At 44.8% G+C, this 26,257-nt stretch carries 22 protein-coding genes; 20 read left to right on the top strand and 2 right to left on the bottom strand.

The genetic code is table 11. The annotated features are described in order from the left end of the window. Positions 1-187: 187 nt before the first annotated feature. On the top strand, positions 188-1,414 hold the full coding sequence (locus tag MKX34_RS24545) for an extracellular solute-binding protein (RefSeq protein WP_036683707.1): 1,227 nt from the start codon (positions 188-190) through the stop codon (positions 1,412-1,414). Here MKX34_RS24545 and MKX34_RS24540 read toward each other — a convergent pair. Both MKX34_RS24540 and MKX34_RS24535 read right to left on the bottom strand, forming a co-directional pair. After that, positions 1,406-2,506: a hypothetical protein gene (locus MKX34_RS24540; RefSeq protein WP_036683942.1), complete on the bottom strand. Its 1,101-nt coding sequence runs from the start codon at positions 2,504-2,506 to the stop codon at positions 1,406-1,408. The genes MKX34_RS24545 and MKX34_RS24540 overlap by 9 nt on opposite strands. Before the next feature lie 166 nt (positions 2,507-2,672). Next, positions 2,673-2,909 (bottom strand): DUF2626 family protein, encoded by a 237-nt coding sequence (locus MKX34_RS24535; RefSeq protein ID WP_036683705.1) that lies wholly within the window; start codon positions 2,907-2,909, stop codon positions 2,673-2,675. A 345-nt stretch (positions 2,910-3,254) separates the two neighbouring features. On the opposite strand from MKX34_RS24535, the gene MKX34_RS24530 reads away from it, so the two are divergent. From MKX34_RS24530 to murD, 19 genes are all read left to right on the top strand, one after another. Continuing rightward, complete coding sequence (locus tag MKX34_RS24530; protein ID WP_036683702.1) at positions 3,255-3,905, top strand: RsfA family transcriptional regulator; 651 nt, start codon at positions 3,255-3,257, stop codon at positions 3,903-3,905. A gap of 107 nt (positions 3,906-4,012) precedes the next feature. After that, positions 4,013-4,975: a 2-dehydropantoate 2-reductase gene (locus MKX34_RS24525; RefSeq protein ID WP_036683699.1), complete on the top strand. Its 963-nt coding sequence runs from the start codon at positions 4,013-4,015 to the stop codon at positions 4,973-4,975. A gap of 21 nt (positions 4,976-4,996) precedes the next feature. Beyond that, positions 4,997-5,383 (top strand): DUF3397 domain-containing protein, encoded by a 387-nt coding sequence (locus MKX34_RS24520; RefSeq protein WP_036683696.1) that lies wholly within the window; start codon positions 4,997-4,999, stop codon positions 5,381-5,383. A gap of 150 nt (positions 5,384-5,533) precedes the next feature. Continuing rightward, positions 5,534-7,243 (top strand): peptide ABC transporter substrate-binding protein, encoded by a 1,710-nt coding sequence (locus MKX34_RS24515; protein ID WP_036683694.1) that lies wholly within the window; start codon positions 5,534-5,536, stop codon positions 7,241-7,243. Between the two features lie 221 nt (positions 7,244-7,464). Next, entirely contained in the window at positions 7,465-8,397 is a 933-nt protein-coding gene (locus MKX34_RS24510) for an ABC transporter permease (RefSeq protein WP_036683691.1), read from the top strand. 3 nt (positions 8,398-8,400) lie between these two features. Then, positions 8,401-9,336: an ABC transporter permease gene (locus MKX34_RS24505; protein WP_036683689.1), complete on the top strand. Its 936-nt coding sequence runs from the start codon at positions 8,401-8,403 to the stop codon at positions 9,334-9,336. A gap of 11 nt (positions 9,337-9,347) precedes the next feature. Further along, positions 9,348-10,343: an ABC transporter ATP-binding protein gene (locus MKX34_RS24500; protein ID WP_036683686.1), complete on the top strand. Its 996-nt coding sequence runs from the start codon at positions 9,348-9,350 to the stop codon at positions 10,341-10,343. Next, positions 10,340-11,260, top strand: coding sequence for an ATP-binding cassette domain-containing protein (locus MKX34_RS24495; protein ID WP_036683682.1), 921 nt, complete (start codon positions 10,340-10,342; stop codon positions 11,258-11,260). Before MKX34_RS24500 ends, MKX34_RS24495 begins: the two co-directional genes overlap by 4 nt. 230 nt (positions 11,261-11,490) lie before the next feature. Next, the gene (bshC, locus tag MKX34_RS24490; protein WP_038572869.1) at positions 11,491-13,122 is read left to right on the top strand and encodes a bacillithiol biosynthesis cysteine-adding enzyme BshC; all 1,632 of its coding nucleotides are present in this window, start codon (positions 11,491-11,493) and stop codon (positions 13,120-13,122) included. Positions 13,123-13,223: 101 nt separating this feature from the next. Continuing rightward, the gene (locus tag MKX34_RS24485; RefSeq protein ID WP_170914265.1) at positions 13,224-14,495 is read left to right on the top strand and encodes an adenosylhomocysteinase; all 1,272 of its coding nucleotides are present in this window, start codon (positions 13,224-13,226) and stop codon (positions 14,493-14,495) included. A 263-nt stretch (positions 14,496-14,758) separates the two neighbouring features. Continuing rightward, the gene (mraZ, locus tag MKX34_RS24480) at positions 14,759-15,196 is read left to right on the top strand and encodes a division/cell wall cluster transcriptional repressor MraZ (protein ID WP_036683674.1); all 438 of its coding nucleotides are present in this window, start codon (positions 14,759-14,761) and stop codon (positions 15,194-15,196) included. A gap of 36 nt (positions 15,197-15,232) precedes the next feature. Then, positions 15,233-16,186: a 16S rRNA (cytosine(1402)-N(4))-methyltransferase RsmH gene (gene rsmH / locus MKX34_RS24475; protein WP_036683671.1), complete on the top strand. Its 954-nt coding sequence runs from the start codon at positions 15,233-15,235 to the stop codon at positions 16,184-16,186. Positions 16,187-16,209: 23 nt separating this feature from the next. Continuing rightward, positions 16,210-16,602 (top strand): septum formation initiator family protein, encoded by a 393-nt coding sequence (locus MKX34_RS24470; RefSeq protein WP_036683668.1) that lies wholly within the window; start codon positions 16,210-16,212, stop codon positions 16,600-16,602. A gap of 46 nt (positions 16,603-16,648) precedes the next feature. Beyond that, positions 16,649-18,883: a penicillin-binding transpeptidase domain-containing protein gene (locus tag MKX34_RS24465; protein WP_076103782.1), complete on the top strand. Its 2,235-nt coding sequence runs from the start codon at positions 16,649-16,651 to the stop codon at positions 18,881-18,883. 79 nt (positions 18,884-18,962) lie between these two features. Continuing rightward, positions 18,963-20,888, top strand: a complete 1,926-nt coding sequence (locus MKX34_RS24460; protein ID WP_036683661.1) for a stage V sporulation protein D — start codon at positions 18,963-18,965, stop codon at positions 20,886-20,888. A gap of 55 nt (positions 20,889-20,943) precedes the next feature. After that, positions 20,944-22,431 (top strand): UDP-N-acetylmuramoyl-L-alanyl-D-glutamate--2,6-diaminopimelate ligase, encoded by a 1,488-nt coding sequence (locus tag MKX34_RS24455; protein ID WP_036683658.1) that lies wholly within the window; start codon positions 20,944-20,946, stop codon positions 22,429-22,431. Then, positions 22,428-23,834: a UDP-N-acetylmuramoyl-tripeptide--D-alanyl-D-alanine ligase gene (gene murF, locus MKX34_RS24450; protein ID WP_038572862.1), complete on the top strand. Its 1,407-nt coding sequence runs from the start codon at positions 22,428-22,430 to the stop codon at positions 23,832-23,834. Before MKX34_RS24455 ends, murF begins: the two co-directional genes overlap by 4 nt. A gap of 21 nt (positions 23,835-23,855) precedes the next feature. Then, complete coding sequence (mraY, locus tag MKX34_RS24445) at positions 23,856-24,821, top strand: phospho-N-acetylmuramoyl-pentapeptide-transferase (RefSeq protein ID WP_036683653.1); 966 nt, start codon at positions 23,856-23,858, stop codon at positions 24,819-24,821. Positions 24,822-24,824: 3 nt separating this feature from the next. Then, a complete protein-coding gene (murD, locus tag MKX34_RS24440) occupies positions 24,825-26,246 on the top strand; it encodes a UDP-N-acetylmuramoyl-L-alanine--D-glutamate ligase (protein WP_076297518.1) in 1,422 nt (473 codons plus the stop codon). Positions 26,247-26,257: the final 11 nt, after the last annotated feature.

The raw sequence follows: 26,257 nt of genomic DNA, 5'->3' as shown, positions 1-26,257 counted from the left end.
AATTTTCAGCCGGGAGAAGCAAACACTCCCGGCTTTTTCCTGCCCGCCCGGAAACGGCAGAGGAATTTAGGAGGTTTTAGAGCGTTTCACCCATATAATAGAAAGAGAACGGTTTCACAAACTAAAGACAAGCACCGGAGGGTTTGGTAAAATAGGGGAGACCAATCAAAAGGGAAGGTGGGAAATCGTGCTGAAACGCAAAAATTATTGGCTGCTTTTTGCAATTTTACTACTATCGCTGACAAGCCTGTCGCCCAGTATGGAATTGAGTACCAGTAACGATCCACGTCCTATGAAAAGACCGCAAAGTCAGTCGACCAATCCCTCTTCCGGAGATGAGGGAACTATAGATAGCTTACATATAAGAGTATCGTTAAATAGCGAAGAATTTAGTGAACTGGAGCTCCTTAGCAACCGTTATACCTTAGAAAGTGGAGTAAAGGTTATTTTAAGCAATGTGGATATTGAGGATGCCGATGAGGTATTGAAGCATGATTTAACGATCGGGGACAGCCCGGATATAGTCATGGCAGATGGACGAAGCATACTGGACTGGGCCACACGTGGATATTTATTGCCGATGGATGTGTATCAGAGCGTTCCGGGGAGTGCACCGTTAACACAGTTGATCCCCTTGATGCAGTGGAATGGATATAATTGGGGAGTCCCGTTAGATATAGATCCTTACGTGCTCGTTTATTCCCCACAACGGCTGGCGGAGCTGGGTTTTAATGCATTACCCAAAAGCCTCGAAGAGTGGAATATCCTGCTTCAGAATGTGCTTAAAGAGCAAGGAAAATATTTACTCGCGATGGATACCCGTAATCCTTATGGATTGTCAGCGGTAATGGAGAGCATGAATAGCAGCTTGTTAGCAGATAACCAAGAAGTGTTGAATTGGACTCAGAACGCCCGCAGTTATTTTTATCTCACCAGCCGCTACAATAAAGATGTCTGGGATATGCTACAAGGAGGTAGTGTCGCGGTTGCTTCTTTACCGTTATCCGAGTGGCAGAAGCATGGTAATTCATCCCTTGCTGCTGTTCCGGCGCTGACTGCCAATAACGGAGGTGGGTTTGAATCCTGTTACAGTCGATCTTTTGCCCTTCCAGCTCAATCTCAAAGTCCAAAGGAAGCTGTGAATTGGCTGACTTTTATCACCTCAGAGGATGCTCAGTTGGATTGGTTGGAGAATACGGGGAGCTTGCCGGCGCTTGATGTTCTTTATCGTTCGGAGCATGCTTTTAAATACAAACTTCCTTTCGATGTTGAGCTATTGCTGACAGAAGAAACCGCCCCGGAGGATGAGTCACAGGGCGGCTGGAGTAAGGTTGTTGAAGCTGTATCATTACTATTAACAGGGCAGATAGATGCGGAAGGCTACAAAGAATATCTAAAAGAAGGCCTAAAATGAAATGGAAAGCTTAACATGCAAGACGCCCTCTTGGCTATCTACTGCCGTGGCACGAAGGAAAGATACTATTTTTCCAGGATAAAAGCCTAAGTCAAATTCTTCTTCCAACGTTTTTCTTGTCGTGTCAGGCAATTCAAGACCATTAAATACAATATGATCGACTTGGAATATAAGGCCGTTGATCGGTTCTTCCTGAATGGTGTAGTGACCGGTCAGTGAAAGAGCTAGCGCTCCGCTTTTTCCAGTGGCAGTAATTGAACCGTCATTGAAATGAAAGGCGAAGTCTTTAAACAGCGAATTCTGTGATTGCAAAAATTCATTCAAATCCTCTTCCTTCAGGTTTAGCTCATAAGTCATTCCCTTTCGAGTCAGTACACCCTCTCGATTCTGAACAAACTGTGGTAGTTTATTCATTGCGGAGGATAACGCCTTGAAATATGTTTTTACCTCGTGCAGGCCGATATTCTCCCAATATAATGTGAATTCTTTAAGTAGAGTACTCATATTTTCAGGATCGCTGCTATTTTTAATCCCACCCTCAATTTCCTTGTTGAGCGCGTTTACCCGAACTTGCTGTTCCTCCAGAGCCGTGCGCAGCCGGGCGAGCTCTTCCGAGTTTCGCTTCGCAGTCTGAATGGTATCCTTCAAATCCTTATATTGTTCTTCATATTGTGAGAGAATATCGCGGTCATTCCCAATAATAATCTCATAATAATCGAACAGAGCCAGGAATCTGCTGATACTTTTTGCTGAAAAAAACGCGACCAGAAGATTATCTCTATCCCCCATATAATAAGAACGCACAACTGCACCTGCCCGTTCCTGTTGGTCCGCAATGGCTGTTTTTTTCTGGGTAGCTTGTCTGTTCAAGCTTTCTACCTTTTGTTCAAGCGCTTTTTGTTCGGCTGTAATCTTGATGATTTCACGTTCAATTTCTGCAGAAGACAAGGTCTGTTCAAGTAGTTTACGGGTTTCTTCATTATCTGGTATAGCAGAGTTGAAAAAATCACCGCTAGGATCGGCAGACAAGTACTTCACAGGTTGTAACGGAAACAAAGTACAGCAGAAGAGAATTAGTATGGTTGCAATCATGCGGCTTTGTAAATTGCGGGAGCGCACCACACCACCACCTTTTTTTGAAATGATATATGTATGTACTAATAATATGTTTAACCCTTCTAAAATAGCATACAAACAAAAAAACGGAAGTGATCCTTATAAGATAAGGACCTCATCCGCTCCAAAAGAGTACTGCAATTTATAGTGGAAGACCCATTTGAAAGATCGTCCAATAACTAAATCCGGTGAAAGTCAGAATCATGTATGCCCAGAAGAGAAGAACATAAGTTTTTTCAGTAAATTTCATATAGCCAAGTATTACGAAAAATGCTGTTTGCAAAAAGAAAAGCAAGGCCATTTCTGTTAGACCTCCGGCGAAAGCCATCAATCCAATAGCTAATGTGAAAAAACCTAATACCCGAAACATGCGGTCCAAGAGAGAGTCCCCCTTCCAGTATGTATCTCACGAATATTCCTTCGATTTATTATACCCTCAACATAATTATGTGTAAACGAATTCATTGAAAAAAATGCACTAATCTTCAAAAAATGTGATTTTTATAATTGACCTGAGTGATTAGCGCTTTAAAAAAGAGAATTTATAGTTTTATGCGTATGATGTACGCAGATAATGGAAATACAAATTAGTATCAAATAGATTCTATGAACTCTATGAGAAGCATAGAAATGGAGTAAGCAGCTTTTATCCCTATTCACTACCCGGCAGAACTGCCGGTTATGGAGATGGTTATTTCATGACGTTGTTAGGAGGTTTGGCTTTATGACAGCCGTTAGACAGGACGCTTGGAGTGCAGAAGATGATCTAATATTGGCAGAAGTAACTTTGCGACACATTCGGGAGGGCAGCACACAGCTTGCCGCTTTTGAAGAGGTGGGTGAAAAAATCGGCAGAACTTCGGCCGCTTGCGGATTCCGCTGGAACAGTTGTGTTCGGAAAAGTTATGAAGGTGCAATCGGTATTGCTAAAGGGCAGCGTCAAAAGCGTAGCTACCTGAAAAAGCAGCCGTCAGTAAGAGGAGCGCAAGTAGCTGGTCTGATTCTGGGTGATGTCGATGAGGAATTTGGGCGCGGTGAGGGATTAAGTGAAAACACATTATCCATTGATGCGGTCATTCGTTTCTTAAGACAATGGAAGGGTACGATCCAGGAAGCAGGACGTCAGCTGAAAATGCTGGAAAGAGATCTGCGCGAGAAGGAAGATGAATTAACAGAATTACGATCTGAGAATGAGCGGTTGTCTAAAGAGGTTAATCTTGCTCAAAGCGACTACCGGGTAGTCAACGATGATTACAAAGCTTTAATTCAGATTATGGATCGTGCTCGCAGGCTTGCTTTCTTAAATGAAGAAGAAGAAGAAATGAAGACTCGTTTCAAAATGGATGGTAACGGAAATTTAGAACGCATTGAATAAACGATAGGTTAACTAACAATCCCGCAAGTGGTCTGCTTTTTAAGCACCACTTGCGGGGTTTTTGGTATACTTAGAAAAATTGTGCTTAAGATCAGCAGGAGGGTTATATGAAAATTGATATAATTGGTGCAGGTTCACTCGGGCTGCTGCTGGCAGGGAGATTGATCCAAGCCGGGAATGATGTGAGACTGTGGTGCCGAGGGGTAGAACAATGCCAACGATTAGGGCGTGATGGCTTAACGGTTACCTACGAGGATGAACGCGAGCCGATAACAATTTCGGAAGATCAGTTTGTATCCGCGCCAATAGGGGAGTTCGCTGGTGCTTATCTAGAAGAGCCGAGTGATTGGATCGTGGTGACGGTTAAACAGAATACTCTACATAATGATTTGCCTGAATTTCTATCCCTACTTAAGGAAGAGCAAGTACATATGATATGTTTTCAGAATGGTACAGGACATATGGAGATGTTGGGGGGCTTGTTGCCGGACGCCAATTTATATGTAGCTGTGACTACGGAGGCTGCGAAGCGCAAATCATTAACTGAGGTCATTCATGCAGGAGCAGGGGAGGTGTGGATAGGAAAATGGAGCTCAGGGGATGGACAAGCTCATAGCATACATAATGATTTAAAAGCGAATAATTTAATAGAAGTTCTCATAATGGCAGGATTCGCAGCCTTTTTGTCGAATGAAGTGGATACCATGATTTACCGGAAGCTCTTGATCAATGCCGTTATTAATCCACTCACGGCGATTTGGCGTATTCCAAATGGGAAGCTGCTGTCTTCAGAGCAACGCCTCCAATTAATGAAGGAAGTTTTTGAAGAAGCAACAATGGTGTATGATTTCTGTGAAATTACTTATGATAAGGATGCTTGGGATAACATCCTTCAGGTGTGCCGGTTAACGTCTGGCAATATTTCATCTATGCTGGCAGATGTACTTGCTTCAAGAACCACAGAAATTCGTTGGATCAATGGAAGTCTTGTAGAAATGGCAGAACGATCTGGAGTGTCGGCACCATTAAATCGCTGGCTCTGCCAATTAGTAGAAGGTATTGGGGTATGATCTCTGGGGAGAGGTGAAGCTATGGGACTGCTGATGGATTCGGTTATTACTTTAAGCGTTATTCCGATTGTGCCGTTTTTGATTGTTTTTTTCATTGGAAAAGGCTTAAAAAAAGATAAAAAGAAAACTTTTATGCTCGCTATGGACGTGACCACATTTTTTTTATTATTGTCGGTCTCCGCATTGTTTAATAACATCTTTAATTCCGGTTTTGGGTTTTACCTTATACTAATTATTGTATTAATATCCGCTGGACTGATTGGCGGAGCTCAAAATCGGATGAAAGGAAAGGTAGATGGGAAGCGGTTATTTCGGGCAGTTTGGAGACTTTCGTTCTTTTTTATGAGCGTCGGATATTTATTATTTATGTTTGTTGGGCTAATTACCTACATATCACAAGCGATGTAACGTTCCACTGCTTCGGTGAAGCGTCAACGTCACAAAAGTTTAAAGTTTTAAAAAAAAAATATTTTCTGAAAACATTGCACTAGATTTTTTTGACCACTGGTTGTATAATCATAAACCATATACCACATTCTATTTAGGGGGAACTGCTAGATGAAGAAGAGTAAAAGTCTATTGCTAATGATTGCATTAGTACTTGTTATCGGCACAGTGCTTGCTGGCTGCGGCGGAAACAATGCAAACAGCGGCAATAAAGGTAACAATGCTAACACTGGTAACACGGCAACTGGTAATGCAGCTACAGAAGAAAAATTGGCTGCTGACCAAACATTGAGAATTAACCTTAGTTCTGAGCCTCCAACATTTGACCCAGGATTGGCGCAAGATAGCCAAGCTAACACTGTCCTGAAAACAATGTACGAAGGTTTGACTCGCATGAATGATGAAACAGGTCAAGCTGAACCAGGTGTTGCTGAAAGCTGGGAAGTTTCCGCTGACGGTCTGGTATATACTTTCAAACTCCGTGATTCACAATGGAGTAACGGCGATCCTGTAACAACAGAAGATTTCGTTCGCGCTTGGAAACGCGTGCTCGATCCTGCTGCTGCATCTGCTGCGCCTTACGCTTATCAATTGTACTACATCAAAAATGCTGAAAAGTACTACAACAAGGAAATTACTGATTTCAGTCAAGTAGGTGTCAAAGCGATTGATGAGAAAACTCTTGAAGTTACTCTTGAATCCTCCACTCCTTACTTCCTTGGATTGCTTTCCTTCTACACTTATTACCCTGTACACAAATCCATTGAGAGTAATCCTAAATGGGCAACAAGCAAAGATTCTATGATCGTTAACGGTGCTTTCACTCTTACTGAGTGGACTACTGGTCAAACTCTTGTTGTAACTAAAAACGATAAATACTGGGATAAAGATTCCATTAAACTTAGCGCTATCGATTTCTCCCTTGTAAACAGCGGTGCAACTGAACTGCTCAGCTACAAGAACGGTGAATATGATCGTGCGGGCGGACCAACTGGTGAAATTCCATCAGAACAAATTCCAATCGTACAAAAAGAACTTCCTAACGAATTCAGCCGTAAAGGTATTGCTTCCGTATACTACTACGAATTCAATATCACTGAAAAACCATTCACAAACGCTAAAATCCGTAAAGCTCTTGCAATGGCGCTTAACCGCCAAGCTTTGATTGACAATGTAGTTCAAGGTGGACAATTCCCAGCATTCGGTTTTGTACCTCCAGGTATCGCTGGTGCTGATGGTGAATACCGTACAGCAGTTAAAGATAGCTACTTCACTGAAGATCTAGAACAAGCTAAAACATTGCTTGCTGAAGGTCTGAAAGAAGAAGGTATGGATAAACTGCCTACATTCTCCCTGACTTACAACACAAGTGAAGGTCACAAGAAAATCGCTTTGGCGATTGCTGATATGTGGAAAAACAATCTTGGTATCGACGTACAAACCGTTAACCAAGAGTGGGCTGTATTTATTGAAAACCGTCAAAACCTGAACTACCAAGTTGCTCGTGCTGGTTGGACTGCGGATTACAATGATCCAATGACTTTCCTTGATATGTGGGTAACAGGTGGCGGTAACAATGATACTGGTTACGCTAACCCTGAGTATGACAAATTGATCAGCGAAGCTAAAACAAGTACTGACTTGGCAGTACGTCAAGAAAAGTTTGCTGCAGCTGAAAAATTGCTCATCGAGCAAGATATGGTTCTGATTCCTTTGTACTACTACACTAACAACTCCCTGACTAAAGAGTACCTTAAAGGTGTTACTCTTGACTTTAGTGGTGCAATTGACTTGACTCGCGGATACTTGCTTGAGCACTAAGATATTGCTTTAGTAATTACAACAGAATAGTTAGTTGACTGAAGTTGCAGAATACTTCGGGATATATATGTGGAATTCCATATATATCCCTTTTTTTTGTACTCCTGTCTATTTGTTAATTAATGTTATTAATAACATATATAGAAAATAGACAAAAATCCGTTTTTTTCATAAAATCATTATTATGTGTATCAAAAATTGTCGGAGGAGGTGTGATGGGGATGGTTCGTTATGTCGCAAATAAGTTTTTCTATATGTTGGTTTCTCTATTTGTATTGATTTCAGCTACCTTTTTCTTGATGAAAGCTATTCCGGGGGATCCGTTTACTTCTGAAAAGAAGGTACCGCCAGAAATTAAAGCACGTCTGATGGAACAATATGGTCTGGACAAGCCGCTCTCTCATCAGTATTTTAAGTATTTAGGTGATATTATCCAAGGTGACCTAGGTGTCTCAATGAAACGCCTAAATCAAGATGTATCACATTTGATCAGTCAAACCTTTTCAGCGTCGCTGAAGCTGGGACTCGTCGCAATCGTTGTGGCGGTTATTGTCGGAGTATTTCTCGGCATGTTGGCGGCACTCTATCACAGAAAGTTTATTGACAGCGCAGCTATGGTGCTGGCAGTTCTGGGGATTGCGGTTCCGAGCTTTGTAGTCGCGTCATTACTGCAGTACGTATTTGCTTTCAAACTGGGTTGGGTACCGGTTTCAGGTTTTAAAGGGCCAATCTATTATTTCTTACCCGTGGCCGCGCTCTCGGCACAGCCGATCGCCTTTATCGCCCGCTTGACCCGTTCAAGCATGCTTGAAGTTTTGAATGCGGATTATATCAAAACGGCTAAAGCAAAGGGATTGAGCTGGATGGCTATTCTGAGCCGTCATGTACTTCGTAACGGAATTCTACCTGTTGTTACTTATATGGGTCCAATGACAGCTAACATCGTAACTGGTTCGGTTGTTATCGAGCAGATCTTTGGTGTTGGGGGTATTGGTAAACAGTTCGTGGAAGCGATTGGTGTCCGTGACTATACCGTTATTATGGGGATAACCATTTTCTATGGTGTATTACTCATGGTTGCCCGCTTTATTACTGATATTGCTTATGTATTGATTGACCCACGTATGAAATTAAGTGGAGGAAAGGAGGGCTAAAGAGTGGCTACTGAAAATAACTTGCTAAATCTAAAACCGGAAGATTTTCAAAAAGTCGGTGTGGATGAAAAAGAAGCCGAAGTTATCCAGCGTGAGAGTCTCTCTGCTTGGAAAGACTCTTGGCAACGGTTGCGTCAAAATAAAATGGCGATGACTGCGCTCGGTATCCTGGGTTTGATTGTACTTGCAGCGATTTTTGCACCTTTTATCTCGAAATATAACTATTATTCTAATGATTTGATGAGCACCAACAAGCCCCCTTCCTCCGATCACTGGTTTGGAACGGATGATCTTGGTCGTGATATCTTTGTTCGTACTTGGTACGGTGCACGGATCTCCTTGATCGTTGGTCTTGCTGCGGCAGCCATCGACTTGTTCATCGGTGTTATCTACGGAGGCATTATGGGCTTCTTCGGCGGCCGTGTAGATAATATTATGAATAAATTCTCTGAAATTTTGTATTCTATTCCATATTTGCTGGTTGTAATCTTGCTCTTGGTCGTTCTTGAGCCAAGTCTTGGAACAATCATCCTAGCTCTAACCATTACAGGCTGGATTACGATGTCGTGGATTGTGCGTGGAGAAATTATGCAGCTCAAGAATCGCGAATTCGTATTGGCGTCCCGTTCCATGGGTGCTGGTTCTGCGAGACTGTTGTTCAAGCACCTTCTGCCGAACGCGGTTGGTCCGATTATCGTAACCATTACACTGTCTGTACCAAATGCTATCTTTGCTGAGGCCTTCCTAAGCTTCTTGGGTCTTGGTGTACAAGCTCCTGTTGCTTCACTTGGATCGATGATCAATGACTCACTCACCGGCTGGCTGTACTATCCATGGCGCTTCTTGTTCCCTGCGATCCTAATCAGCTTAACAATGCTTTCTTTCAACATTTTCGGTGATGGTCTTCGTGACGCGCTTGATCCTAAGCTGAAGAAATAGGAGGAATATGGATGGAACCTATTTTACAAGTCAAAGATTTGCATATTTCCTTTTTTGTTAAGGGCGGAGAAGTACAAGCTGTCCGTGGTATGAATTTTGAAATTGGCAAAGGCGAAACGGTTGCCATCGTCGGCGAGTCCGGCAGCGGTAAGAGTGTAACTGCTCAATCGATTATGCGTTTGATCCCTTCTCCACCTTCTAAAGTGAAAAAGGGAGAAATTATTTTTCAAGGACAGAATCTGCTAGACAAAAGCATGAAAGAAATGGAATCTATTCGCGGTAAAGATATTGGCATGATTTTTCAAGACCCGATGACTTCTCTGAACCCAACCATCAAAGTGGGCAAACAGATCACTGAAGTTTTGATTAAACATCAGAAAATGTCAGCGGCCGAAGCGAAAAAGCAAGGTATGGAGATGTTGAAATTAGTAGGCATCAAAAATGCGGAGGCTCGCTTTAACCAATATCCCCACGAATTCTCAGGCGGTATGCGCCAGCGTGTAATGATCGCAATCGCGTTAGCTTGCCGTCCGGCTTTGCTGATAGCGGATGAGCCTACAACGGCTCTAGATGTAACCATTCAGGCGCAGATCATGGAAGTTATGAGAGAGATGCAGCAAAAACTAGGTACCTCCATTATTCTGATTACACATGATCTCGGCGTAGTTGCTGGCATGTGTGATCGGGTGATTGTAATGTATGCAGGTGAGGTTGTGGAGACCGGAACAAGATGGGAAATCTTTAAAAATCCACAACATCCATACACCAAAGGTCTGCTGCGCTCAATGCCGCGTCTGGACCAAAAGAAAGGCGAGCCGCTTATTCCGATCATCGGCACACCGCCAGATCTGATCAAGCCGCCGATCGGCTGTCCGTTCACTGCTCGTTGCAATGAAGCGATGCATGTGTGCGAACAAATCGATCCCGGCGCCACAGAATTCAGCGAAACGCATATGGCGCGTTGCTGGAATCTGCATTCGATGGCCAAGGAGGTGCAGTACTCTTGAGTAAGAACCTAATAGAGGTAGAAGGTCTTAAGAAATATTTTAATGTAGGTAAAGGTAAGGTTCTTAAGGCTGTTGATAATATTAACTTCACGATCCGTGAGGGCGAGACACTTGGGATGGTAGGTGAGTCCGGTTGTGGTAAGACTACTGCTGGACGTACGATTCTTCGCTTGTATGAGCCAACTGCTGGAAGTGTGAAATATAATGGTACAGACATTTATAAATTACCTGGAAATCAAATGAAGGCTATGCGCCGTGACATGCAAATGATTTTCCAAGATCCGTACGCATCGCTTAACCCGCGGTTTACGGTTTCTGATATCATCGGCGAGGCACTGGACATTCACGGAATGGCTGGCAGCCGTGCAGAACGTAAGAAACGGATTGAAGAACTGCTGGATATGGTTGGTCTTAATCATGACCATGCAACCCGTTATCCGCATGAATTCTCCGGTGGACAACGTCAACGTATCGGGATTGCCCGTTCGTTAGCGGTTAATCCTAAGTTCATCGTTTGTGATGAGCCGATTTCCGCACTTGACGTATCCATTCAAGCTCAGGTCGTTAACTTGCTTAAAGAATTGCAAGATCGTCTGGGATTGACTTATCTTTTCATCGCGCATGATCTGTCCATGGTTAAACATATCAGTGATCGCGTAGCAGTTATGTACTTGGGTAAAATGGTTGAGTTGGCGGAAAGTGAAGAGCTATATGCAAATCCTATCCACCCTTATACTAAATCCCTATTGTCGGCTATTCCAGTTCCGGACCCGGAAATTGAAGTCAACAAAAAACGTATTCACTTGCATGATGAGCTTGGCAGCCCTATTTATTCTGCTAACGATAAGACCAATGACAGTGACTTTGAATTAGTAGAAGTATCTAAAGGCCACTTTGTCAGCAAAAAATTCGCATAATTTATACTTAGGTTTTCAAAGGCGGGAGCATTATGCTCTCGCCTCTTGTATGTATTTAGGATATTATTTAATGATTTTATAGTATAATTGAACAGTTGGCTGTACCTGTGTTGCTGATATCAAGACATGTTTTGCTTTGACGCGGCTCCTGACTTTGGATACAATCATAGAGAGTTTTTACGAACTTGGATTTACATATAACTGCTTAGTAGAACTGGAGGCACTAGCGAATGAATATTGTAACGGAACCGCTCAAGGGTGGATCTGCACTCTCGCGCGACTATATAGATCATTTTGAAAAGGTTAGTCATTTGTACGGTGGGGATTTCCGCAATAAAGAAAGTAGAAGTAGACGGGCCGATTGGCTAGATAGCAGAGAAAGCCTTCGTGCCGACCGGACTCAGATTGCTGGGTGTCTACGACAATATAATGAAAAGCATAATTCGCATGATGCGGTGATGGCTTCGCTGGCGCTCTTAGAGCAGCCGGGGACATTAGTGGTGACAGGTGGGCAGCAAAGCGGACTATTTACTGGACCCCTGTTAGTGGTATATAAAGCTGCAACTACCATTATGGCGGCAAAAGAAGCAGCTGAACAACTCGGCCGACCTGTAGTTCCTTTATTCTGGATTGCAGGTGAAGATCATGACTGGGATGAAGTGAATCATACGTATGTACTGAATCGTACGCAGGAGATTACTAAGATTAAGATAGAAAAGTCAGAAGAGAAACGCTCCTCAGTAAGTGATATTCGTGTAGAAGAGGAAAGCTGGCAGCAGGTAGTAGAACAGTTAGACGGTCTGCTTCAGGAAAGCGACTTTAAGCCGCAGATCATGGAATTCATTCGCACTTCTTCTTTTAGAGCTGATAGTATGACGGATGCATTTGCCAAGCTGATGGGTTCATTATTTGGTAAATTTGGTCTGATTCTGCTTGATTCTGCTGATCCCAACTTACGTAAGTTAGAACAGCCATTTTTCACTTCGCTAATTATGCAGAATGATGCACTGGAAACAGCGTATATGAATTCTGCTTCTGATATTGTGGGCGCTGGATATGAGCTTCAGGCTGATGTTACAGCTGGCAATGCCAACCTCTTTTATATTCATGAAGGTACACGGCTTCTGCTTCACAAGAAGGACGGAATCTTTACGGATCGCAAGGGTCAGGTATCCTTTACCCGTGATGAATTACTTGAGGAGGTGCAGGCACATCCGGAACGCTTTAGCAACAATGTGCTGACACGTCCACTTATGCAGGATTATGTGCTGCCTGTTCTGGCAACGGTGCTGGGTCAAGGTGAGATTGCTTACTGGGCCATTCCGCGCCGTGCGTTTGAGACCATTGGGGGAGAAATGCCGTTAATTATCCCTAGAATGTCTTTTACTGTCGTAGAAGGTACGCTGCACAAGCATATGGACAAATATCAACTTAGCTTTGAGGATGTAAGACAAGGACTGGATCATAAAAGACATGAATGGCTGGCCGCACAGGATGAGCTCGGGATTGAACGCCGTTTTGAAGAAACCAAAACCTCATTTGCCGCCATGTACGAACCGCTGATTGAGCAGCTTGGAACGGTTCAGGCCGGTCTGCTTAAGCTGGGGAATAACAATAAAGAGAAGATTCTAGATCAGATTACTTTTTTACAGGCGAAAGCCCAAGATGCAATGGCAAAACAGAACGAAGCTGCAATCCGGCAATGGGAGCGAATCGAGCTGTCATTAATGCCACTGGGTAAACTGCAGGAAAGAGTGTACAATATCATGTATTACTTGAACCGGTACGGGCTTGTTTGGCTGGATGAGCTAATGACGGTTGAACCGGATTACAGTGGAACACATCGCATCATTTATATGTAATGGAAGTATCGCTTTCCACAAAACTAAGCTTATGCTTACGAAGTGAGTTTTGTACGAAGTAGATCAATGTAGTAACGCTCACAAAACTTTTAGGAGGTTTCATAATGAGTTCATCTAAACAAAATAGTATCGTGGCTGATATGTCACTCGCACCGGAAGGGCATTTGAAAATCGACTGGGTTCGCCAGCATATGCCGGTACTGAACCGTATTCGTGAGCAGTTTGAAGCAGAACAGCCATTTAAAGGTCTGAAAGTATCGATCACATTGCATTTGGAAGCTAAAACCGCTTATTTGGCGAAGGTTGTCAAAGCTGGTGGTGCAGATGTAACCATTACAGGTTCGAATCCACTTTCTACACAGGATGATGTATGTGCAGCGCTTGTGGAGGATGGAATCACTGTATTTGCTAAATACAATCCGTCTCCTGAAGAATTTAAAGCCCTTAATATCAAGGCACTGGAGAGCAAACCGGACTTGATTATTGATGACGGTGGGGATTTTGCTACATTGCTGCATTCGGAGCGTCCTGATCTGATGGAGAATATTCGCGGGGGTGCTGAAGAAACAACTACCGGGATTATTCGTCTAAAAGCTCTGCAAAAGCAAGGCGTATTGAAGTTCCCAATGGTCGCGGTTAATGATGCCTACTGCAAATATTTGTTTGATAACCGTTATGGCACTGGCCAATCGGCTTGGGATGGAATTATTCGCACAACCAACCTTATCGTAGCGGGTAAAACAGTAGTTGTTGTCGGTTACGGCTGGTGTGGTAAAGGTGTTGCCATGCGCGCCAAAGGGCTTGGAGCAAAAGTGGTTGTCACAGAAGTTGATGCGATTAAAGCCGTTGAAGCACATATGGACGGTTTTGAAGTAATGCCAATGCTGGAAGCAGCTAAGGTTGGTGATTTCTTCGTTACAGTAACTGGTAACCGTTATGTAATTCGCGGTGAACATTATGATGTGATGAAGGATGGCGCAATCATGTGCAACGCGGGCCATTTCGACGTTGAAGTGAATAAGCCTGAGCTGTCGGAAAGATCCGTATCCCAACGTACCGTTCGCAAAAATATCGAAGAGTACCAGCTTCGTGACGGACGTAAATTATATCTGCTTGCCGAAGGCAGACTTGTAAATCTGGGTGCTGCTGATGGTCACCCTGCTGAAATTATGGATACAACCTTTGCGCTCCAGGCGCTGTCGCTGAAATATGTAAATGATAATTATAAGAGCATTGGCGTAAAAGTTGAAAATGTTCCTTATGAGCTGGATGAGCAAGTAGCACGTTATAAGCTGGAAAGTCTGGGCATTAACATCGATAGCCTGACTCCGGCGCAAGTGGATTATTTGGACAGCTGGAATTTGAACGATTAATAACTGAACGCATAACAATAAAGTGTATTAACCAGTGTACCTTGAACTGAAGCAACTTTTTTAACAAAGCCATGCAACGGACAAGATTCCGATTGTATGGCTTTTTTCTGTGGAGAAATGTTTTTCGGGAAACGAGCTATCTGATTTAGGAAAAATTTCCTTGGCCAGAAAAAGGTTTTTGATTTTTAATGGCGAATCTATTATGCTTAAGTGGTGAAAAGTGGGGTAAAGTGGGGATTCGGGGATTAGGGGTGGGAAAAAGGATGTTCATGGGAGAGTATCAACACAGCATTGACGACAAAGGCCGAATCATTATTCCGGCTAAACTCCGTGAATTGCTCGGAACCTCCTTCGTGACGACCCGCGGCCTAGACTCCTGCCTGTTTGTTTATCCCATGGAAGAATGGGCAATCATGGAACAAAAGCTTAAAAGCCTTTCGCTGATGAAATCAGATGCCCGCGCATTTAGCCGCTTTTTTTTCTCAGGTGCAACTGAATGTGTTTGGGATAAGCAGGGAAGGGTAAATCTGCCGGCTAATTTACGGCAGTATGCCAAACTGGACAAAGACTGTGTCATTCTGGGCGTTTCGAACCGGGTGGAAATCTGGAACAAAGAGCTTTGGGAACAGTACTTCGAACAGTCCGAGGAATCGTTCAACGAAATCGCTGAGAAATTGGTGGATTTCAATTTTGATCTATAAAACACAATAACGAATACTGTCCTGGAGGGATGCAGCTTGTTTCACCACATCACGGTGCTTAAGGAAGAAGCGACAGAAGGGCTGCACATCAAAAAAGACGGAATCTATGTAGATTGCACTCTCGGTGGAGCGGGACACAGCTCACTTATCGCTTCCAAGCTTAGCGGCGAAGGCCGTTTAATCTGTTTGGATCAAGATGATTGGGCTTTGGAGAACGCAAAAGAAAGATTAGCGGAATACGGAGACAAGGTTGTGACTATTAAGACTAACTTCCGTGATCTGGAGAGTGTACTTAAGGATGTGCCCTTTGTGCCACAAACAGATGGTATTCCCCAAGTAGATGGAGTGCTCTTTGATCTTGGCGTATCCTCTCCCCAGTTTGACGAAGGGGAACGAGGCTTTAGTTACAATCATGATGCTCCGCTTGACATGCGCATGGATCAGTCAGCACTTTTGACGGCTGCTGAAATTGTGAATACATGGTCCGAGCAGGAGATTGCCCGTGTTCTTTTCCAATATGGAGAAGAGAAATTCTCGCGGAGAATCGCTAGAAAAATTGTAGACAGAAGAGAAGAAGCTCCTATTGAGACCACAGGAGAATTAGCAGAACTGATCAAGGAAGGTATCCCGGCAGCTGCTCGAAGAACAGGAGGGCATCCCGCTAAACGTAGCTTTCAAGGATTAAGGATTGCTGTGAATGACGAATTGGGTGCTTTTGAAGAAGGGCTACATAGTGCAGTACGTTGCCTTGCACCAGGAGGCAGAGTATCCGTCATCACCTTTCATTCGCTCGAAGACCGAATTTGCAAGCAAATTTTTAGCAGCTATTTAAGCAGATGTACATGCCCGCCTGACTTTCCGTTTTGCGTATGCGGCGCGAAAGGCACGCTTAAGTTAATCAATCGTAAACCGCTTGTGCCTTCTGAAGAAGAGCTTGAGCTTAATACCCGAGCCCGCTCAGCTAAGCTGCGCATTGCAGAAAAATTGTAATTGACGATAAAGGAGAGTCAGAGATGGCCTATACCCGCGGCAATTTAGCAGTTCAGCCCAAAAGAAAAGAAGAGGTAAACCCCCTTTACCGCGAGAAGACAAAAGTAGTTACCAGACGAAGAGTACTTCCGCTGCAAGAGAAACTTTTGTATATGCTGACGCTAGGAGTATGCGTTCTGGTGGCGATCACCCTGATTTCACGTTACGTCCAAATTTATGATTTGAACTTGCAGGCTCAGAAATTAGATCAGGATATTGCAACAGCCAAGAAGCAGATTTCTACGTATCAGATGGAAAAGCAGAATCTAGAGCAGAAAGTCGCCCAAAAAGCACGGGATCTTGGTTATGTGTCTCCGGATGAGAATGCAACAATCTATATTCCGGCAAGCTCGGCAACGACTCCAGGTGATAATTAGTGAGCGATTGGCAAGATCGCAATAAAAAAAGTTGTGAGGTTCGCTTATGCTGAAAAGAATAAAACTTCGCACGCTGTTTATAGGAGGGTGTATTACCCTCTTTTTTCTTGTTTTGATCGTTAGAGTGTTCTGGATTCAAGTTATGCAAGGTGAGGAATGGCAGGAAAAGGCCGCCACACTTTGGGCGCATACCTCAACTATCAAAGCGGAGCGAGGTACGATTTCTGACCGTAACGGAAGTGTGCTCGCTAGCGATGTCCCTGCTTATACCGTGGTGGTGAATCCTGAAGTGATTCAACAACAAGGCATCGGGGAAGAGGTCATTACAGGATTACACGAATTGCTCGGCAAACCAGAGGATGAGCTGCGTAAGCTGGTTGAAGCCAAGGACGAAAAGACGGGTGCTTACCTCAAGAACCGTGAAATACGTAATGAAGGCTGGAAGATTGATCAGGAGCTTGCCGATAAGGTGAAAGAATTTTATGTAGCCCTAGGTAAAGAACATAAAATTCAAGAGACCGGTATTGGGCTTGTTAGAGAGCAGAAACGATATTATCCAAAAGATGAATTAGCTGCACATATCTTAGGTTATACAGATAGGGACGGCAATGCTATCATGGGACTGGAAAAATACTTTGATACGGAGCTTAAGGGTGCCGATGGCAAGCTGCTTTATCAAAGTGACGGTCAAGGGGTAAAATTGCCGGATTCACAAGATACCTATAAGCCAGTAGTAAATGGAAGTAATTTCAAGCTTACAATCGATAGTACGATCCAGCATTATATAGAAGAGGCCATGCAAAAGGCGTATGCGCAATATAAGCCAAAAAGTATGAGTGTCATTGCTGCTGATCCGAACACGATGGAGATTTTGGGATTAGCCAATATGCCTACCTATAATCCAAATGAATTTTGGAAGACCGGGGCCGATGGGGCGGGATTCTATAATCATGCTATTAAATCTAAATACGAGCCTGGTTCCACTTTCAAAATTGTAACGCTTGCCGCCGCAGTAGAAGAGAAGCTTTTTGATCCTGTTGCGACATTTTTGTCCGGGTCCATCCGGATAAAGGGATATAGTAAGGCACTGCATGATATTAATCATGCTGGATGGGGGCAAATCAGTTTTCTTGAAGGTGTGAAACGTTCTAGTAACGTTCTATTCGTTAAGCTATATGAAATGCTCGGACAGGACAAGCTATTACAGTATATCAATGATTTTGGCTTCAATGAGAAAACGGGAATCGATCTGCCAGGAGAAGTAAGCGGGGTCGTTAACCCTAACCTTGGACGTCCTATAGAAATTGCGACACTCGCATATGGACACGGTAAAGTGCTAGTAACCCCACTTCAACAGCTAGTTGCCGTATCTGCTATCGCTAATGGGGGGAAGTTGATGACTCCGTATGTAGTTAAGGAGGTCACAAACCCTAACACTGGTGAGACAAAGGTTACTCAGCCTAGTGTAGTGCGTCAGGTGATTGATGAGGAAAGCGCCAAGAAAACGGGTGAATATTTGGAGCAGGTTGTTGCTGACCAAGTAAAAGGAACAGGCCGCAACGCTTATATTGACGGCTATCGCGTGGCAGGAAAGACAGGAACGGCTATCAAGGTTGAAGGTAAGGATTATGTGAAATCCAAAGTACTTGTCTCCTTTATTGGTTATGCTCCTGTTGATGATCCAAAGATCGCTGTTATTGTCATTATTGATGAACCGAACGTTGAGGTTGGCGGCGGTAAGGCAGCTGCTCCAGTATTTAAAGAGATTGTATCCCAGTCTCTGCAATACATGGGAGTACCTAAGCTGGCGTCTGAGGCTAGTGATAGCAGCAGCAAAAAGCCGGCTAAGACTGAAACAGTCGCACTTCGGACTACACCAGATCTAACAGACAAGACGATGAAGGAAGCAAGAGAAGCACTTTTGGATCAAGGCTTCGATTATGTAGTGGTCGGAGAAGGATCTGCTGTAGAGAGTCAATATCCTGAGGCAGGTACGAAGCTTGCTACAGGGCAACGGATCTATTTATTAAGTCCGCAGGGGGCTCAGCCTACCATTCCAGATTTAAAAGGGGAATCCCTGCGTGATGCACTTGAAATTCTAACTCTACTAAAAGTAGAGATTGCGGTAGACGGAGAAGGTTACGTCTCAGAACAGATTGTAGGAACGCAAAATGGCAAGACCTTGGTCACTTTGAAAATGAAGCCATTAAATGATTATGGCGAAGATATTCCCGTGGCCCCGCCTGCTGATGAGGGGACAGATTCCGAGAGCGGAACATAGCTTGTTCTAACCCCTGTTTGTCCCGAATAGTCATGAAGATAAGAGCTCATGTCTATTGTTGAAAGTGGGGGAGAACGGAATGAAGGTTTCCAAAGTCGTAACACGGCGGAGAATGCTGTGGACATTGCTGGGACTGGCAGTGTTATTCGGTTCGCTGGTCGTGCGTCTTGCGTATGTGCAATTATCTCAAGGCGAGGAATTGACTGCGAAGGTAGAAGATTCCTTGCGCCGCAATATTCCTTTTACCGCTAAACGTGGTGAAATTATGGATCGTGAAGGTGTGCCGCTCGTTTCTAATATCACCACACCTACAGTGTATGCAGTACCGGTGCAGGTAAAAGAGAAGCAAAAGACAGCACAGCAATTAGCTCCACTGCTTGGGATGACTGAGGAGAAGCTGATGACATTGCTGTCCAAAAAAGAAATGTCGGTGAAACTTCAGCCCGGCGGCCGCAAAATTACGATGGATCTTGCCGCGAGCATCCGTGATTTGCAGCTGCCGGGCATCGTTGTCGCTGAGGATAGCAAAAGATATTACCCTTACGGCGATTTAGCCGCGCATATTTTAGGCTTTACAGGTATAGATAACCAGGGTATTACAGGAGTAGAGAGTATATATGACAATCTGCTCAAAGGCATAGCCGGCAATATTTCTTATTTGTCTGATGCAGGCGGAAGACTTATGCCTGGCTCATCTGAGAAATATTCTGCCCCTCAAGACGGACTTAATCTGGAGCTGACGATTGATAAACAGATCCAGTCCATTATGGAACGTGAGCTGGATCAGGCTATGGTAAAATATCAGGCGCAGGGTGCTTGGGCTATAGCTATGAATCCGAAGAATGGGGAGATACTTGCCATGGCTAGCAGACCGGGGTATGAACCAGCATCATACAAGGAATATGATGCGCAGATTTACAACCGGAATCTGCCTATCTGGATGACCTATGAACCTGGTTCAACGTTCAAAATCATTACTCTGGCTGCTGCGCTGCAGGAAGGTAAAGTAGATCTTCAGAACGATCATTTCTATGATCCGGGTTTTATCGAGGTAGCGGGCGCAAAGCTGCGCTGCTGGAAAAAGGGCGGCCACGGTAGTCAAACCTTTTTACAGGTAGTTGAGAACTCCTGTAACCCTGGGTTTGTCGCCTTAGGGCAACGGCTGGGAAAAGAATCACTTTTCAAATATATTCGTGATTTTGGTTTTGGCAGTAAAACGGGAATTGATCTGAATGGGGAAGCTAATGGCATTCTGTTCAAGCTCAGTCAAGTAGGTCCGGTAGAGCTTTCGACTACAGCCTTCGGCCAAGGGGTTTCGGTTACGCCTATTCAGCAGATAGCTGCGGTATCCGCAGCTATCAATGGTGGCAATCTCTATAAACCACATGTAACAAAAGCATGGGTTAACCCGGTTACGGGAGAGACTGTATCAGAGGTGAAGCCAGAGCTTGTGCGGCAGGTCATTTCGGAGGAAACATCCAAGAAGGTGCGGGCAGCACTTGAGAGCGTGGTTGCCAAAGGCACAGGACGGCCGGCTTTTATTGACGGCTATCGTGTAGGTGGCAAGACGGGTACTGCACAGAAGGTTGTAAATGGACGTTATTCTCCAACAGAGCACATTGTTTCTTTTATTGGCTTTGCGCCAGCGGATGATCCTCAGATCGTTGTGTACACTGCCGTGGATAATCCGAAAGGGATTCAATTTGGGGGTGTGGTTGCAGCTCCAATCGTGCAAAATATTTTGGAAGACTCACTGCACTATATGAAGGTTCCGGAGCGCAGTGATCAGCTTCCCAAAACTTATAAGTATGGCGAAACTCCGATAGTGACCGTACCTGATCTTACCGGAGCAACGGTGCAGGATATCTATGAGGATTTAAATATGAATTTTAATCTTGCACGTTCAGGCACAGGAAATACGGTCATCAATCAAGCTCCTAAGGCTGGGGCCAGAGTAGAACAGGGCTCAACCATCAGGATTTATATGGGAGCATCTAGTGAATAATGATTAAGGTATAAGGTTTCAGCTCGTATCCGAAAATGTAGAGTGAGGGATTACTATGAAAGTTAACGAATTATCTGCTTGTCTTGCTACTTCGCAACTATACGGGGATGGAGATGTGGAGATTACTGATCTTCAGACGGATTCCCGCCGTGTAGGCCCGGGAGATCTATTCATCTGTTTGCCTGGCCACACCGTGGACGGGCACAAATATGCGCCGCAAGCAGTAGCCTCCGGAGCGGCGGCTATTGTATGTGAGCACAAGCTGGAGCTTGATATCCCGCAGATTGTTGTGGATGACTGCCGGTTTGCGATGTCTGTCATGTCGAATGCTTTCTTTGGCTCACCTAGCAGCCGGATGAGAATGATCGGGGTGACGGGCACAAACGGCAAAACAACAACGACTTATCTCATTGAGCGGATTATGCAGGATCAGAATATGAAGACAGGTCTGATTGGAACGATTCAAATGCGCTATGACGGCAAAAGCTACCCTATGTCAGGCACAACTCCGGAGTCGCTAGATCTGCAGCGGTCCCTTCATGATATGGCTTCCAAAGGTGTGGAGTGTTGCGTAATGGAAGTATCCTCTCACGCACTTCAGCAAGGACGTGTGAAGGGTGCGGACTTCCGTACGGCAATTTTTACGAACTTAACCCAAGATCATCTGGATTATCATCATACAATGGAGGAGTATCGGGCGGTTAAAGGGCTCTTTTTCTCCAGATTAGGAAATGTGATCTCTCCGTGGAAGGAAGAACGCAAATATGCGGTGTTGAACGCGGATGATGAAGCAAGTCACTATTTTGCAGCCCAAACTGCGGCGGAAGTGATTACATATGGCATTGATAACAACGCTAATGTCCGAGCTTCGCAAATATCGATCACTGCAAAAGGAACTTTTTTCCATGTTGATACGTTTAAGGGGAAGACGGACATTTCGCTCCGTATGGTTGGAAAGTTCAATGTCTACAATGCACTCGCGGCGATTACAGCTGCTTTATTGGAAGATGTCTCTCTGGCTGATATCAAGACTAGTCTTGAGGCAATCGATGGTGTAGCTGGACGGGTGGAGTCAGTGGATGAAGGTCAGGAATTTGCTGTTATCGTTGACTACGCACATACACCAGACGGGCTAGAGAATGTATTAAAGACGGTCTGCGAATTTGCTACCGGCAAAGTGCTTACAGTGTTTGGCTGTGGCGGAGACAGAGACCGGACGAAACGTCCATTAATGGGGAAGATCGCTGCACGATATAGCGACATGGTATTCGTAACTTCTGACAACCCTCGGACTGAGGATCCTCAACTAATCTTGAAGGATATAGAAGCAGGACTAGTAGAGGATGGAGTCACCTCTGACCGGTATCATATGATTGTTGATCGCCGAGAAGCTATCGGGAAGGCTATTGAAATGGCAAGCCCTGGCGATGTAGTATTGATTGCGGGGAAAGGTCATGAGACCTATCAACTGATTGGCGGAGTGGTTCATGATTTCGATGACCGCATCGTCGCTAAAGAAGTTATAAGGGGCCGAAACTATTGATTACAAGAACGCTTGAAAATATTGCTGCCATGTGCGCAGGGGAACCTGCTGCTGTCGAAGCTATGAATACAACCCTTACGGGAGTCGTTACCGACTCCCGTAAGATCACACCCGGCTGCCTGTTTGTGCCTCTATCTGGAGACAAATTCGATGGTCACCACTATGCTGCCGCAGCACTGGCTGCTGGTGCTGGCGCAACCTTGTGGCAACGCGATAAAGGACCGGTACCTGAAGGTGGCGGAGTTATTATTGTTGAAGATACGCTGGAGGCTCTCCAGAAGTTGTCCGCTGCTTATCTGAAGGAAGTGGCTCCGCAGGTTGTCGCTGTTACGGGCAGCAACGGGAAAACAACAACAAAAGATATCATTATGTCTCTGCTTGAAGTGCAGTTCAAAGTGCACAAGACAGCGGGGAATTTCAATAATCATATCGGTCTTCCGCTTACTATTTTATCCATGGCTGAGGATACAGAGATCGCTGTACTTGAAATGGGGATGAGCTCGCGGGGAGAAATTGCTCTGCTGGCTTCTTTGGCTGAACCTGACGTAGCGGTAATTACTAATGTAGGCGAGTCGCATTTACTGCAGCTGGGGTCACGTAAAGAAATAGCCCGCGCCAAGCTGGAGATTGCTGAGGGGCTGAAGCCGGGGGGACTGCTGATTTATAACGGTGACGAACCGCTGCTGACTGAGGTAATGCAAGAGTCCACTTTTAAGGCTCCAGAAGGGATGAGAACCTTCCGTTTTGGTCTAAATGAGGATAATGATGATTATCCAACAGGGATGATGTCCCATACTGGTGGCATGACGTTCACGTCAAGCCGTCATAAGGAACATGCTTTTACATTACCGCTGCCAGGTCAGCATAACGTTGTTAACGCTCTGGCTGCACTAGCGGTTGCTCGTCATTATGGGGTTACGGAGCAGAATATGAAGGACGGTCTAAGCAAGCTCAAGTTGACGGGCATGCGGATTGAAGTGATTCGGACTTCCTCCGGACTTACGCTTTTAAACGATGCTTATAATGCCAGCCCTACTTCTATGAAGGCGGCTATAGATGTCCTGCAATCTATGAAATGCAGTGGCAATAAAATCGCTGTGCTCGGGGACATGCTGGAACTTGGGCCGGAGGAAGTAGAATTTCATCAAGAAATAGGCTACTACCTTGACCCTTCATTAACTGATTTTGTATGTACTTACGGACCATTATCCGTTCATATTGCCAAAGCAGCAGAAGAGAAATTCGGCAAAGAGCGCGTAAAAGCTTTTACAGATAAAGCGGAACTAACCGCTGTCCTTCTAGAGAAATGCAGTGCTAAGGATATTGTTCTATTTAAAGGATCAAGAGGAATGAAGCTCGAGGAAGTGCTTCAGAGCCTAAATAAAGATATTCAACAGACCTAAATCATTGGAGGGGGTGTACCCATGGATTATCAACTATTGTTATTGACTATTGCTGTTTCCTTTATCCTTGCGGTCATTGCCGCTCCGCTCTTCATTCCGCTTCTGCGCAGGATGAAATTCGGACAGCAGGTGCGAGATGACGGACCGCAAACCCATTTGAAGAAAGCGGGAACGCCGACTATGGGCGGTATCGTGATTATCGTAGCTTTTACCTTGTCTTATCTGAAATTTTCTGTGGTGAATACAGATTTTTACGTACTGCTCGTAGCTACGCTTGGTTTTGGATTGATCGGGTTTTTGGATGACTATATCAAAATTGTATTTAAGCGTTCCTTAGGGCTCACAGCACGTCAAAAGTTATTTGGACAGCTGCTGGTTGGTGCTCTGATGTGCGGTCTTCTGATTTATGCCGGACACAGTACAAGTATCAGCGTACCAGGTACTGATTTCAGCTTTGATTGGGGTGGCTGGTTCTATTATCCATTCATCATTATTATGATGATGGCAGTGACGAATGCCGTTAACTTTACAGATGGAGTCGATGGACTGTTGTCTGGTGTCAGTGCCATTGCCTTGGCCGCATACGCGGTGGTGGCAATGCAGGCTACGTCTATTGCGGCAGGTGTATGTGCTGCGGCAATGATTGGTGCTGTATTAGGCTTTCTTGTGTTCAATGCCCACCCTGCTAAAGTGTTTATGGGGGATACGGGTTCGTTTGGTATTGGTGGTGCTATAGGTGCTATTGCTATTGTCACGAAGAGTGAGCTGCTGTTTCTCATCATAGGCGGTGTCTTTGTAATTGAAATGTTATCCGTTGTGATTCAAGTGGTTTCATTTAAAACCCGTGGCAAACGTGTATTCAGAATGAGCCCGATTCACCATCATTTTGAGCTTGGTGGCTGGTCGGAGTGGCGTGTGGTAATTTCGTTCTGGGCGGTTAGCTTGGTGTTGGCTGCTGTGGGACTATTTATTAGCAAGGGGTTGTAGAGAATGAAACATCCAGATATGTATCATGGTGAAGAAGTTGTGGTTCTTGGGCTTGCTAAAAGCGGTGTCCAGGTGGCTAAAGTGCTGCATGAACGCGGCGCTATAGTTACGGTTAACGACAAAAAGGAAAGAGATCAAAGTCCCGAAGCTTCCGAATTGGAATCTTTGGGAATTTGTGTTATATGCGGCGGGCATCCGGAAGGACTTATTCATGAAGGTGTAAGTCTGGTAATCAAAAATCCAGGCATTCCCTATTCTGCGCCCCCTGTACAAAAGGCAATTGAGCTTGGAATTGAAGTGGTCACAGAGGTAGAGGTGGCTTATCGACTTTGTGCAGCGCCGATGATCGGCATCACAGGCTCCAATGGCAAGACGACAACGACGACCTGGGTAGGCCATATGCTGGAAGCTGCGGGAATGAACCCTATAGTTGCGGGCAACATTGGTACGCCTCTTTGTCAGGCTGCACAAGAGGCTACAGAGGATAACTGGATGGTGGTCGAGCTTAGCAGCTTTCAACTCAAAGGTACGGAGACCTTCCGGCCAAAGATAGGCTGTCTGCTGAATATTGCAGAGACTCATCTGGATTATCATGGAAGCATGAAAGATTATGTGGATTCCAAAACCAAGCTGTTCGCTAATCAATTAGCTACGGATACAGCAGTGCTGAACTGGGATGATCCTGTCTGCCGGGAACTTGTGCCCTATGTGAAGGCTTCGATTCTTCCATTCTCCTTGTTTGAGGAGCTGCCTCATGGAGTATTTGTTAGCCCGTCCTATATTACGGGGCAAGATGATGAGCTGAAGCGCCACATTATCTATCGCGAATCTGCGGACAAGGAAACGATAATCGCGGATGTGGATTCCATCGCTCTTCCGGGTCGCTTTAATGTGGGGAATGCGCTGGCTGCCTGTGGAATTGCTATTGCCGCTGGAGCTGACCCCTCTCTATTAAGCGAAGTGCTTTCTTCTTTTCGTGGTGTGGAGCACCGCCTGGAGTATGTAGCTGATAAGGCTGGAGCCGCTTATTACAACAATTCCAAAGCAACGAACTCCAAAGCGACAATTACGGCTTTGACATCGTTTCAGCGTCCGGTGGTATTGATCGCTGGCGGATTAGACCGTGGCTCCGATTATATGGAGCTGCTGCCTGTCCTGAGCGGACGCGTCAAAGCTTTGGTGGCGTTAGGACAAACCAAGGACAAGCTATTAAATGTAGCACAGCTGGCAGGATTAAAGCAGATTATCTCCGTCGATAATGGGGAGAGCGCCGCCGCCGTGCTGCAAGCAGCTGTGCGGGAAGCTTCCGCTCTGGCGGAAGAAGGAGATATCGTTCTCCTGTCTCCTGCATGTGCTAGTTGGGATATGTTTACATCCTATGAAGAGCGCGGGTGTATTTTTAAAGAGGCGGTGCATAACCTTTAAGTAGGGGGGTG

It is taken from the genome of Paenibacillus sp. FSL R5-0636, from assembly GCF_037974255.1.
Classification (GTDB): domain Bacteria; phylum Bacillota; class Bacilli; order Paenibacillales; family Paenibacillaceae; genus Paenibacillus_AQ; species Paenibacillus_AQ odorifer.
This window is presented reverse-complemented; position numbering and strand designations above follow the sequence as displayed.